The organism is Ruegeria sp. CH10, assembly GCF_056537125.1.
This window is the reverse complement of the sequence record NZ_JBQFQY010000001.1, coordinates 308,042-320,294: the sequence shown is the minus strand read 5'-3', so window position 1 is coordinate 320,294 and position 12,253 is coordinate 308,042. Positions and strand designations below refer to the sequence as shown.

10 protein-coding genes are annotated in these 12,253 nt (G+C 60.1%); 2 read left to right on the top strand and 8 right to left on the bottom strand.

What is annotated here, in order from left to right; translation table 11 throughout:
* Positions 1-72 precede the first annotated feature (72 nt).
* The 7 genes from ACRZ94_RS01595 to ACRZ94_RS01565 form a co-directional block, all read right to left on the bottom strand.
* On the bottom strand, positions 73-1,509 hold the full coding sequence (locus ACRZ94_RS01595) for a Do family serine endopeptidase (RefSeq protein ID WP_480796521.1): 1,437 nt from the start codon (positions 1,507-1,509) through the stop codon (positions 73-75).
* 755 nt (positions 1,510-2,264) lie between these two features.
* Positions 2,265-2,864: a nucleotidyltransferase family protein gene (locus tag ACRZ94_RS01590; protein WP_480796520.1), complete on the bottom strand. Its 600-nt coding sequence runs from the start codon at positions 2,862-2,864 to the stop codon at positions 2,265-2,267.
* A 31-nt stretch (positions 2,865-2,895) separates the two neighbouring features.
* On the bottom strand, positions 2,896-5,313 hold the full coding sequence (locus ACRZ94_RS01585; RefSeq protein WP_480796519.1) for a GcvT family protein: 2,418 nt from the start codon (positions 5,311-5,313) through the stop codon (positions 2,896-2,898).
* A 92-nt stretch (positions 5,314-5,405) separates the two neighbouring features.
* Positions 5,406-6,713, bottom strand: coding sequence for an HlyC/CorC family transporter (locus ACRZ94_RS01580; protein ID WP_480796518.1), 1,308 nt, complete (start codon positions 6,711-6,713; stop codon positions 5,406-5,408).
* Between the two features lie 63 nt (positions 6,714-6,776).
* The gene (locus ACRZ94_RS01575; RefSeq protein WP_480796517.1) at positions 6,777-7,730 is read right to left on the bottom strand and encodes a tyrosine recombinase; all 954 of its coding nucleotides are present in this window, start codon (positions 7,728-7,730) and stop codon (positions 6,777-6,779) included.
* Positions 7,731-7,732: 2 nt separating this feature from the next.
* Positions 7,733-9,256, bottom strand: a complete 1,524-nt coding sequence (locus ACRZ94_RS01570; RefSeq protein ID WP_480796516.1) for a hypothetical protein — start codon at positions 9,254-9,256, stop codon at positions 7,733-7,735.
* The gene (locus ACRZ94_RS01565) at positions 9,246-9,395 is read right to left on the bottom strand and encodes a hypothetical protein (RefSeq protein ID WP_170742601.1); all 150 of its coding nucleotides are present in this window, start codon (positions 9,393-9,395) and stop codon (positions 9,246-9,248) included. Before ACRZ94_RS01565 ends, ACRZ94_RS01570 begins: the two co-directional genes overlap by 11 nt.
* A gap of 79 nt (positions 9,396-9,474) precedes the next feature.
* Here ACRZ94_RS01565 and ACRZ94_RS01560 point away from each other — a divergent pair, with 79 nt between their 5' ends.
* Positions 9,475-10,062, top strand: coding sequence for a shikimate kinase (locus ACRZ94_RS01560; protein WP_480650861.1), 588 nt, complete (start codon positions 9,475-9,477; stop codon positions 10,060-10,062).
* Complete coding sequence (gene aroB / locus ACRZ94_RS01555) at positions 10,063-11,175, top strand: 3-dehydroquinate synthase (protein WP_480650863.1); 1,113 nt, start codon at positions 10,063-10,065, stop codon at positions 11,173-11,175. It abuts the gene before it with no gap.
* Here the strand turns inward: aroB and ACRZ94_RS01550 are convergent, their stop codons facing one another.
* On the bottom strand, positions 11,176-12,246 hold the full coding sequence (locus tag ACRZ94_RS01550) for a site-2 protease family protein (protein ID WP_480650864.1): 1,071 nt from the start codon (positions 12,244-12,246) through the stop codon (positions 11,176-11,178).
* Positions 12,247-12,253 lie beyond the last annotated feature (7 nt).

The following is a 12,253-nucleotide window of genomic DNA, read 5'->3' as shown; positions in this document are numbered from 1 at the left end:
TGCGGACAATTCAAACCCGCCAGGGAGGCGCCCGCCAGATTTCCCCATCACGTGGCGCGCGCAGATGAGCGATCAGGCGACTTCGACAGCCACGAAGATCTGGTTGCCGCCGCGGTTGATCAAAACCAGGGCAGGGTCCGTCTTTTCGCTGTCCAGAGCCGCTTTCAGCGCGTCCGGAGTCGCAGTTTCCTGGCTGCCCAGCTTGACGATCACGTCACCCCGCTGCAGACCGGCTTTGGCCGCCGGGCTGTCAGGGTTCAGATCGGTGACGATCACGCCGTCGACATTTTTACCGACCCCAAGGTCAGCGCGGTTTGTGTCGGTCAAAGGGGCCACCGTGACACCCAACGCGGTGCCCGAGACGGTTTCGTCGACGGATTTGTCAATCTCGGCCGAAGCGCTTTGATGCTGACCTATGGTCAGTTCGATCTGCTGTTCCGTGCCATCCCGCAGAACGGTCAGAACGCTGTCGCTGCCGACTTTGGTGGTGCCAACAAGGATGGGCAGATCACTGCTGGACTCGACGGCCTCGTCATTGAAAGACAGGATGACATCACCCTGCTTCAACACGCCATCCGCCGGGCTGCCGTCAACGACATCGGACACAAGCGCACCGTTGGCGACATCGATCCCCATGGCCGCCGCAATCTCGGGGCTGACATTCTGGATCGACACGCCCAGCCAGCCACGGCTGACCTGACCGTCGTCGCGCAGATCGGCTGCGATGTGTTCAACAATGTTCGATGTCACGGCAAAGCCCAGGCCTACCGACCCGCCGGTGGGTGAGTAGATGGCCGAGTTCACGCCAATCACTTCGCCTTCCATGTTAAACAGCGGCCCGCCTGAATTGCCCTTGTTGATTGCAGCATCGGTCTGAATGAACTCGGCATAGGGCCCTTGCGAGATGTTGCGCCCCTTGGCCGACACGATGCCGGTGGTCACGGTAGAATGCAGGCCGAACGGGTTGCCAATAGCCACCACGTCTTCGCCCACACGGATCACGTCGCTGTCGCCCAGTTCGACGGCCTGCAGCGTGTCACCCGCGTCGATCTTGAGAACGGCGATATCGGTCAGCGGGTCGGTGCCGATAACTTCGGCGTCAAAGCTGCGATCATCCGACAGGCGGACGGTCACGCTGTCCGCGTTTTCGACAACATGGTGGTTGGTGATGATGTAGCCGTCTTGATCCAGCACAAATCCCGAACCCAGACCCTGCGAAGGTCCGCGCTGCGGTGCGTTAAACCCTTCGGGCGCGCCAAAGCGTTTGAAGAATTCTCCAAACGGGTGCTGTTCCGGCAAGAATTCCTGACCTTGTGCCTGTACCGGAGCTGCGCTTTGCTCGGCGATGATGGTGACGACCGACGGGGATACGGTCTCGACCAGATCGGCAAGGGCTTCGTCAGCCATGGACGGCAGGGCAGTGGTGGCCAGCAAAGCTGCGCTGAGTGCGCCGGCGCCAACCCAAGCTGCTGTCCCGGGCAAAAGAAGCGAGGTTTTGCGGATGCTCATTTTTATCTCCTGTTTATCCCACGCGAGTGCGGTCGCGCGTTGAAACAGGAGATGCGCACACAGTCTGAGAGTTTCCTGAGCGAATTGTTAAGAAAACTTAATTTTGCCACAAATGGATCGTTTTATGTGCGCCGTGTAGCCGAGCAGATCGGAGGATTTGCGCGAATCGCTGTGTGTCGAATCGGTGGATTGTTGCCGATCTGAAATACAACACTCGAAAAGAGTTGAATTGAATCATTTTCGTTAACAAAGCACCCACCCAAATCCCGACCTGATAGCCGAACACCTTTGGGTTGTGGCTCGCTTGGTGCAAGTTTGGGCTTATCAAAAACAAATTATAGCAAATGGACCGGATAGCTAACTGAGTTTATGTTTAACGGTAGTTGCCAAGATTCTGCCCTCAAAACAGATTCACTCTTAGGTTGATTCAGATTTTCAGAATGTTGCGGAAAAACCATTCTGATACGCGCAAAATTAACCGCTATTTCCAATTTTACGTTGTTTGAATCCATCAGATGGGTGACGATGAAGGTGCCCAAGCGAGGGGGAGCCGAACGGCACTAGGGGGTGCCTAAGGCTTGTCACAGTTGCTGGAAACGCTGAGCGGCATGTTAACGAGGGGGTCTTGTTTAGGTTCGGCGGCGGAATAGCCAGAATGTCGATTGACGTTATTGGCCGCGTTTCCGGGATTGATGAAAAGTGGTAGTCCTAATTTGGGTACCGGCCCGGTCTTTGCAGACCGGGCCGTGTTTCTTTTACAGACCCCGTTTTGCGCGCCAAGCGGCCCAATCCTCGGGCGTATCCAGATCCATCAACGCATTCTGACCGGGCAGGGTTTGCAAGTGCACTTTGTCCGCGTTTTCACGAACAACGGATTGAGCACCCTCATCGCCGGTCAGGTCGCTGACCCGTGCAAACAGGCGGCGGTCGAACACGACCGGGTGTCCGGGTTTGCTATTGGCCGTCGCACCGCGCCAGATCAGATGGTCAGGGTGTGCCGTCACCGACGCCAGCACGGTTTCAATGTCTTGTGTCGTGATCTCGGGCAGGTCGGCCAGCAGGATCATGGCGGCGGGGGCGTGGTCGGGGACATGGACAAGCGCACCGCGCAAGCTGGCATTCATACCTTCGCTGGCATTGGGGATTTCCACGCCCTGTACGTCCAGATCGCGCAGCACCTCGTATCTGGGATGCGGGGCAGGCGGCAGGGCGACAATCACGGGTGCCGCGCGCCTGGCAATCTGAGTTGCACGGCGCAGCAATGGTTGACCGTCCACAATCTGCATCAGCTTGTCCTGCGCGCCCATGCGGCTGGACTGTCCGGCGGCCAGCAGAAGAATTGGTATATCTGTCATGCGCTTACCATGCCCGCACTTGGGCGCGGTGTCATCCCCGCATGCGTGCACCATCCGCGTCAAACAGCGGGTCCGAGATTACGCGGGCATCGCGCAACTGGCCGAGAATTTCGATCTGAACCTCTAATCCGTCCGCCACGCGGTCAGCGGGCAGAAAGCCCATCGCGATGGATTTGCCCGCATAGTGCGAATAGCCGCCCGAAGTGCAGAACCCGACAACCGCGCCGTCCAGCCATATCGGCTCATAGGCGTTTACATCGGCATCTTCTGCGTCGACCTCAAAGGCGACCAGTTTGCGAGAAGACCCTTCGTCCCGGTCCCGTTCGGCGGCTGTGCGGCCAATGAAATCGGCGTCTTTTGAAAAGGCAATGAACCGGTCCAACCCTGTTTCTGCTGCGGTGTAATCCGGAGAAAACTCTCGCATCCACGAGCCAAAGAACTTGTCCAGCCGCAGGCTCATCATCGCGCGCATGCCAAAGGGGACCATCCCATGCGGCTGTCCGGCCTGCCACAGAGTCCACCACAGCTGTCTTTGCGCCATGGGATCGCAGTAAATCTCAAACCCCAGGTCACCTGTATAGCTGACGCGTTGTACGATGCAGTCGGTCATGCCAACCGTCATGCGCCGCACATCCAGAAACCGCATGTTCGAAACATCGTCGCGGGTGCAGGCGGCCAGCACCTCGGCGGCCTTTGGGCCCGCGATCTGAAATCCATTCAGACGGTCGCTGATGTTGTCGATCTGCACGCCGTCTTGGGCGTTTTGCAGGAACCAGCGCATGTGAAACGCTTGGCTTCCGTATGACGCCGTCAGCCTGAATTCTGTGTCAGTCAGGCAGGATACGGTGAAGTCTCCGATCAACTTGCCCTTCGGCGACAGCATGGGGGTCAAGGATACCCGTCCCGGTTGCGAAATGCGTCCGGCCATGATCCGGTCCAGCCATGCGCGGGCCATGGGTCCGGTGATGCGGTATTTGCCAAAATTGTGCACCTCATTGATGCCGACTGCGGTGCGCACGGCCTGTACCTCGCGCCCTGTTGCGTCAAACGCATCCGAGCGCCGGAACGAAGGCGTCTCATACCCCGGCTCATCGCCCTGCGCGAAATAGTTCGCGACTTCCAGCCCGTATTGCTGCCCCCAGACCGCGCCCAGATCGCTGAAGATGTCATACATCGGAGTGGTGCGATTGGGGCGCGCGGCGGGCAGTTCTTCGTTAGGATAGGCGACGCTGAACCGTTTTTGATAATTCTCGATCACCTTGGGGCGGGTATAGCCGGGGCTGATCCAGTCCCCGAACCGCGCCACGTCCATCGCAAAGACATCGCGCTCTGGCTCACCCTCGATCATCCATTGTGCCAGCGTCAGGCCAACACCACCGCCTTGACTGAAGCCCGCCATCACGCCGCAGGCCGACCAGTAATTCCGCACCCCCGGCACCGGCCCGACCAGAGGGTTCCCGTCTGGTGCAAAGGTGAAGGGCCCGTGGATCACCGATTTCACCCCGGCTTCGGCCAGAACGGGAAAGCGGCGATAGGCGAACTCAATGCTGTCGGTGATCTTGTCATAGTCGTCGGGCAGCAGTTCATGCCCGAACTCCCACGGGGTGCCGTCCACCGCCCATGGTTTGCAGGGTTGTTCATAGAACCCGATGCACAGCCCGCGCCCTTCCTGCCGCAGATAGCTTTCACCGGCGGGGTCCATCACATGGGGATGCTCTCCGCCCGCGTCGATAATCGCCTCGATCTGCGGGATGTTATCGGTGACCAGATACTGATGCTCCATCGGGTGCAGCGGGAAATAGACGCCGGCCATCGCGCCGACCTCACGCGCCCAGAGACCGCCTGCGTTAACCACATGCTCGGCGTGAACCGTGCCTTTGTCGGTCACCACATCCCAACTGCCATCCGGGCGCTGATTGGTTTCTCGCACCATACAATGGGTTTCGATCGTGGCCCCACCCATCCGGGCTGCTTTGGCATAGGCATGGGTGGTGCCCGACGGATCAAGATGCCCGTCCAGCGGATCATACAGCGCACCGATGATGCCGTCCGTATTTGTGATAGGGGCGATCTTCTTGATCTCATCGGGTCCGACAATCTCGGTCTCTAACCCCATGAACCGGTGCTTGGCGCGTTCTGCCAGCAGCATGTCGAACCGATCCTGATTGTCGGCCAGCGTAACCCCGCCCACATGGTGCAAGCCGCAGGACATGCTGGTGATCTCTTCTAGCTCTTTGTACAGGCGGATCGTATAACCCTGCAGCGCGGCCATATTGGTGTCGCCGTTCAGCGTATGAAACCCGCCCGCCGCATGCCAGGTTGAGCCGCTGGTCAGCTCCGAGCGCTCCAACAGCATAACATCGGACCAGCCCAGCTTGGTCAGGTGATACAGAACCGAACAGCCAACAACGCCGCCCCCGATGACGGCTACCCGAGTTGTGGTCTGCATTTCTGTACCTCCTGTGTCTTTTGATCGAAGACTGCGGGCAGGGGGCAGGGCTGACTGTTCCGTTCACGACATGGCATGTCGCGGACCGGGTGTCACAGGGGGCGGATCTTCAGCTCGGTGATCCGGTTGCCCTCGCGTGCGGTGACTTCGAAACGGAACCCATGGAACGCAAAGACCTGTCCGGTGACGGGGATCATCTGCGCCTCGTGGATGACAAGGCCCGCGATGGTGTTGGCCTCTTCGTCAGGCAGGGACCAGTCCATCGCGCGGTTGGCGTCGCGGATGGTCATTGCGCCTTCGACCAGGAACTGCCCGTCATCGGTGCGGGTGACAGGAACGTCTTCTTCGATGTCGAACTCATCAGCGATCTCACCCACAATCTCTTCCAGAATATCCTCAAGCGTGATCAGGCCGCGCAGCGATCCGTATTCGTCCACCACCAGCGCAAAATGGCTGTGCATGCGCAGGAATTCCCGCATCTGATCGTCCAGAGTGGTGGTTTCCGGCACGAAATACGGATCATTTGCGACCTTCGAGATGTCGAAGGTCTCTAACCGGTTCGCGTCATTTTCCGTGCCGCCCGCATGGGCGTACATGGCGCGGAACAGGTCTTTGGCATGGACCACGCCCACGATATTCTCAGGCTCATCCCGGAAAACGGGCAGGCGGGTATGCGGGCTTTTGAGGCATTGCTGAAGGATCGTTTCAGGCGCGTCATCGGCGTCGATCATCTCAATATTCGAGCGATGCAGCATGATCTCTTCGACCGTGCGGTCACCCAGATCCAGCGCGCCCAGAATGCGGTCGCGGTCTTCTTTTTCGACCACGCCCTCGGAATGGCCCAGTTGCAGGGCCCCGGCGATTTCTTCGCGCACCGCCAGAATGTTGCTGTCGGGGTCGATCTGTACGCCAAACAGGCGCAACACGCCGCGCACCAGCACACGCACCGCTGCCACCACGGGGGAAAAGACGGTAACCACAACGCTGATGATCGGGGCCACCAGCGAGGCGGCTTTTTCGGCATTGGTGATGGCGTAGGTCTTGGGCAGAACCTCGGCAAAGATCAGAACCAGCAGGGTCATCACCAGCGTCGCCAGCGCCACGCCGCTTTCGCCAAACAGGCGCGTGAACAGGGCCGTCGCCAGCGAGGCCGCAAGGATGTTCACCAGGTTGTTGCCCAGCAGGACCGAGCCGATCAGCCGTTCATTGTCATCGGTGATGTCCAGCGCCTTTTGCGCCCCGCGCGAGCCTTTATCGGCCTGCGCCCGCAACTTACCGCGCGATGAGGCGGTCAAAGCCGTTTCAGAACCCGAGAAAAAGCCCGACAGGACAAGCAAAAGCAGAATGGCGCCTGTGGTAAACCAGAATGCGCCGTCGATCAGAGAAGGTGAGGGTTCCATCGGTCCTTGATTGTAGGTGTTGCTGCATCCGTTATGGGGCCGCGCCCTCTGCGGATCAAGGGGTTAGCCCTTGTCTTCGGGGTCTTTCGCCAGCGGGTGATGCTCAAGCACCAGTTCCGCAAGGCGTTCGTCCAGAACATGGGTGTAAATCTCGGTTGTGGCGACATCTGCGTGGCCCAGCAGGGTTTGGATGGATCGCAGATCGGCCCCGTTGGCCAAAAGATGGGTGGCAAAGGCATGGCGCAGCGTGTGTGGTGTGACCTTTTCCGGTGAGACGCCGCCCTGAACGGCAAGCTCTTTGACCAGCAGAAAGAACATGTGACGGGTCAGGTGTCCGGACTTGCCGCGTGACGGGAACAGGAATTTTGATCGCTGACCGCCTTTGGCCACTGTGTCATCTTCGGCCTCGTCCCGCAGGACCAACCAAACGGCCAGCGCCTCACGCGCGGGGGGGGACAGGGGCACCATCCGCTCTTTCCCGCCTTTACCCATCACCAACAGCATCCGCGGATCGCCGCGCGCGGACGAGACGGGCAATGAGACCAACTCGGTCACGCGCATGCCAGTGGCGTAAAGCACCTCCATCAGGCAGGTGTTACGCACGCGGTCGGCCTTGGTGCGGCCGGTTTCGCGGGCGGCTTGCAGCAACCGGTCGACCTCGGGCACGTCCAGCGTTTTGGGCAGGCGTTTCTGACGTCCGGGGCCCTTGATCTGAATGGCGGGGTTTGCCTCGCGCCAGCCTTCTTCAAAGGCAAAGCGGTAAATCTGCTTGATCGCAGACAGCCGCCGCGCGCGGGTGGATTGGGCCAGCCCCTGCGCATCGCAATCGATCAGATAGTTTTCGATCTGATCACGCTCGGCGTCGGCAAAGCCGGTTTTACGCCGCGCCAGCCAGGCTGCGAAATCCTTGAGGTCGCGCCCATAGGCCAAAAGGGTGTTGTTGGCCGCGCCCAACTCGGCCGCCTGCGCCTGCAGGAAGGTGGAAATCCAAAGGTCCGATGTTGCGGGGGCCGTCATGATCAGCTGTCCTGCAGGATCAATAGGTTCAGCGCAGCGCGGCGGGCGGTATCCTCAAGCCCCACGCGGCGCAGCGTTGCCACCGCGGCCGTCAGGTCCACGAGGTTGCCGCGTGCGCCATGGGCAAACAGTTCCATCGTTTCCAGAATGGCTTCGCCCAGCTGGTCATTGGCCAGCATTGCGTCAATGTCCGAGGGCACAGGCGCGGCCCAAGCAAAGCCCTGCGCGACTGCGTCTGCCATGGGTGACGGGCTGCGGGCGCGCCCCGGATCACCCTGCGCCAGAGCGGCCAGGAACTGCGTGTCCACCGATTGATCAGGCGGGGACAGAGCCGCTGTTTCATAGAGGTCAGACAAAAGCAAAATACGCCACCGCAAGTCCTCTGCCGCCGGATCCGGCAGGGTGGTCTGCGACAGGCGACCGGCGAACAGTTCCGCGAAAGGAACCTCAAGCCCGACGCTGCGCATTTGTTCCCAGACAACGGGCAGGGCTTTGGCCACCGCGCCGGGCTTGCCGGAATTCAGGGCGCTTTCGAATTTCTGTATGGCGGAAACACGGTCCCAGACCGCGCCGGATGCTGCCGGAGAACGCTCGGTATAAAGGCCCAGCAACTGGTTGGGGGTCAGGGCACCGATCCGCGTCAAACGTTCGGCTGCTTCGATCTGAGCTTTCCAGCCTGCCACGTCGCGCAGGTCCGCATTGGCAAAGGCGCGCGGCAACGGGGCCGAAGGCAAACGTTCCCCAATCGCCTCAAACAGGCGAAAACTCAGCGGGTCGGGGTGGTCGGGTTGCGGCAGATATTCGGCGTCTTCAAACAGTTCCGGGCTAAGGAAGCGGTCCAGCACATCCAGATCCTCGGGCGGGAGAACCTGTAGCGCGTGCGCGGCCTCAAGCGTCAATGCGGCAGAGGCCCAGTCGCCGCGCCGTGCCTTACAGAAAATCTGCGCGGCATAGTCCTGTGACAGATGGGGTTGGGCGATCAGGGCGGTGCAGCTGCGGTCTTCGTCACCGGTCAGCAGGGTTGCATCAAACCAGCGCTGAAACCTTTCGCGGCTGTCGGTCGGACCGGCCAGTTGGACGAGGGACTGAACCGGGTCAGCGGCCCCCAGTTGCATCAGCCGGTCCAGCCGCGCCAACAGCAGCGTTTCTTCGGCACCGGGCCCGGCTGGCGCGCGGGCTTCGGACAGCAGCAGGGTGAACAGCAGCCGCTGCATGGCTGGGTTGTATTTGACGGGAACGCGGGCAATTAGCTGTGCCAACCGGTCGGGATCACTGTTTTGCCACAAGCCCACCGGCAGCCCCGTGACCGAGGAGGACACCAGCCCCAACGGCTGTGACAGGGCCTCAAGCGGTGTGACCTCAACATCCGGCTGCACACCGCTTTGCGTTACTGGTGGTTCCAGCAACACTGTGCCCGGCAGGTTCTCGGTCGGAGTGTTCAACCACTCGATCACCGACAGCGGCTCCTGCTGTGCCTGCGCTGATCCGGCCAGAAACAGCGCGACCAGTGTGGCCTTATTCGACATTCAGGATGACCGGCTCACGAATCTCGTCCTGCGGCGCGGAAAAATCGGCGCCGAAAAACGGCCCCAGATAGGCATATGCCACAAGCCCGATGAAACACAGGCAAATCAGATATAACAGGAACTTGATAAGACGACCCATTGCTCAACGCTGCCCCAATTTTCTCTTTTGTCATAGTTATAGCTAGCATTTTTCTTAAGATCACGTCATTCACGGTGAAATGAGCGAAATTAAGCATAACACCTCTGACCTGGCCCCTGATCAGCGCTTTGCACTGCACAAAACGGTGGTTCTTGTGGGCATGATGGGCGCAGGGAAGACGGCAGTGGGTCGTGCTTTGGCCGCGCGGCTGGATGTTCCCTTTCTCGACAGCGATGCCGAGATCGAATCAGCGGCCAATATGACCATCCCCGAGATCTTTGCCCGCGATGGTGAGGCGTTTTTCCGAACCAAGGAAAGCCAGGTTATAGGGCGACTGCTGGATGAGAAAAAAGGCATTCTGTCCACAGGCGGCGGTGCGTTTCTATCCGAACAAAACCGCGCGATGATCACCGACCGGGGCGTCTCGGTCTGGTTGCGGGCCGATCTGGATGTGCTTTGGAACCGCGTCAAACATAAAGATACGCGCCCTTTGCTGCGCACGGACGATCCCTATGCGACGCTGCGCGGTCTGTATGAACAGCGCGTGCCGATTTATGAGCAAGCGGATCTGATCGCCGAATCCGACGGCGAAACCTCGATCGACAATATGGTGAACCGGGTGGTGGACGCGCTGGCGACACGCCCCGACGTTTTGGAACTTAGGTAAATGCACCAAACCGTACATGTAGAGCTGGGCGAACGCTCGTATAACGTGGAAATCGGCCCGGACCTGCTGGCCGAGGCTGGAACCCGAATTGCCCCGTTGCTGCACCGGTCCAAGGTTGCCGTTGTAACGGATGAGAATGTGGGTGCCCTGCATCTGGACGCCCTGCGCGATGGTTTGGCCACGGCGGGCATTGAGATGACGGCACTGACCTTGCCTGCGGGCGAGGCGACGAAAAGCTGGCCGCATTTTGAGCGCACGGTCGAATGGCTGCTGGCCGAAAAGGTTGAACGCCGGGATGTGGTCGTTGCCCTTGGGGGCGGCGTGATTGGCGACCTTGTAGGCTTTGCCGCAGCGGTTCTGCGGCGCGGAGTGCGGTTTGTGCAAATCCCCACCTCATTGCTGGCACAGGTCGACAGCTCGGTCGGGGGGAAGACCGGAATCAATGCTCCGCAGGGCAAGAACCTGATCGGTGCGTTTCATCAGCCGTCACTGGTGCTGGCCGATACCTCGGTTCTGGGCACCATGACCCAGCGCGATTTCCTGTCGGGCTATGGCGAGGTGGTGAAATACGGTCTGCTGGGGGACGCGGCCTTTTTTGAATGGCTTGAGCAGAACGGAACGGATGTGTCCGGCGGTGATATGGCCGCGCGGGTGCGGGCCGTGACACGCTCGGTCCAGATGAAGGCCGACATCGTGGCACGGGATGAGACCGAACAGGGCGACCGCGCGCTGCTGAACCTGGGCCATACCTTCTGTCATGCGCTTGAGGCCGCGACCGGTTATTCTGATCGTCTTTTGCATGGTGAGGGCGTGGCCATCGGCTGTGCGCTGGCCTTTGAACTGTCCTCGCGCCTTAGCCTGTGTTCGCAGGAAGACCCAAGCCGTGTCCGCGCCCATCTGCGCGCGATGGGGATGAAGACCGATCTGGCCGACATCCCCGGAGAGTTGCCGGATGCCGAGGCCCTCGTCGATCTGATGGCACAGGATAAAAAGGTCATCGACGGCCAGTTGCGCTTCATTCTCGCGCGCGGGATCGGAGAGGCGTTTGTCACCTCGGACGTCCCGCGTGAGGCGGTGATTTTGGTGCTGCAAGACGCTCTGGCAACGGCCTGATCAGCGGCTGCGGATCACCATCAACTCACCGATATTCTCGCGAGTGATATATCCGACCATGGCCCCGGACTGCGCGCAGACTGCGATGGCCGGGGCACCTTTGCGCAGACCGTCCAGCACGGTCTCAAGCCCGCTCGTCAGTCGCACCTGCGGGATGTCGGTCACCATGATCGACGTCGCGGAGTCGGACCTTGGGTGATCACCTGCCAGCGCGGCAAACAGCCGATCCCGTGTCACGAAGCCCATCAGTTGACCGTCCGCACCAAGCACCGGAAACTCGTGCTGTGTCGTATGAATAACTGCCTGTGCCGCTGTCGCCAGCGTGTCGGACGGGGTCAAGGCATGAAACTCGGTGATCATCGCATCCCGCGCCAAGACCCGCCGCGCGATTGACCGCATCGCAACATCCTGGCTTTCGGAATTGGCGGCGAAAAAGACAAAGACCGCGATCAGAACGAGGATCGGATTGCCGGTGCTCAGCCCCCAGAAACCAAATCCAACCGCAACAACTTGGCCACTTATTGCAGCCATCTTGGTGGCCCGCACCCGGTCCATCCTGAGGCACAAAAGCGCGCGGAAAACACGGCCGCCATCCATGGGAAAGGCGGGGATCATGTTGAAGGCAGCCAGCAGCAGGTTCACATAGGCCAGCCGGTTCAACAATCCGGGTTCGGTTGAATCGATCTGTGCCATCGTCTCCAACGGCATGCCAGCGCCCAGAACCACCAGGATACCCCAGATCACGATATTCACTGCGGGTCCGGCAAGCGCCACCCAGATTTCCTGTTTGGGATTGTCCGGCATCCGTTCCAACCGCGCCAGACCGCCGATCGGCAGCAATGTGATGTCAGGGGTTTTGATCCCAAAGCGCCGGGCCATCAGCGCATGGCCGAACTCATGCGCCACAACGCAGGCAAACAGCGCCAGCACAAAGATCAGGTTTTCAATGGCTGCCGGGATGCCGCCGCTGGAATAGGCCGCAAATCCAACCCACGCCATTAGCAGAAAAAAGGTGACATGGACCCTCAGTTCCGACCCGAGTATGCGGCCGAGGGTGAAGGACCATGTCATGATATGT

Coding starts and splice junctions, on each gene's coding strand:
- ACRZ94_RS01595 (WP_480796521.1), bottom strand. CDS start 1,509: ATGAGCATCCGCAAAACCTCGCTTCTTTTGCCCGGGACAGCAGCTTGG.
- ACRZ94_RS01590 (WP_480796520.1), bottom strand. CDS start 2,864: ATGACAGATATACCAATTCTTCTGCTGGCCGCCGGACAGTCCAGCCGC.
- ACRZ94_RS01585 (WP_480796519.1), bottom strand. CDS start 5,313: ATGCAGACCACAACTCGGGTAGCCGTCATCGGGGGCGGCGTTGTTGGC.
- ACRZ94_RS01580 (WP_480796518.1), bottom strand. CDS start 6,713: ATGGAACCCTCACCTTCTCTGATCGACGGCGCATTCTGGTTTACCACA.
- ACRZ94_RS01575 (WP_480796517.1), bottom strand. CDS start 7,730: ATGACGGCCCCCGCAACATCGGACCTTTGGATTTCCACCTTCCTGCAG.
- ACRZ94_RS01570 (WP_480796516.1), bottom strand. CDS start 9,256: ATGTCGAATAAGGCCACACTGGTCGCGCTGTTTCTGGCCGGATCAGCG.
- ACRZ94_RS01565 (WP_170742601.1), bottom strand. CDS start 9,395: ATGGGTCGTCTTATCAAGTTCCTGTTATATCTGATTTGCCTGTGTTTC.
- ACRZ94_RS01560 (WP_480650861.1), top strand. CDS start 9,475: ATGAGCGAAATTAAGCATAACACCTCTGACCTGGCCCCTGATCAGCGC.
- aroB (WP_480650863.1), top strand. CDS start 10,063: ATGCACCAAACCGTACATGTAGAGCTGGGCGAACGCTCGTATAACGTG.
- ACRZ94_RS01550 (WP_480650864.1), bottom strand. CDS start 12,246: ATGACATGGTCCTTCACCCTCGGCCGCATACTCGGGTCGGAACTGAGG.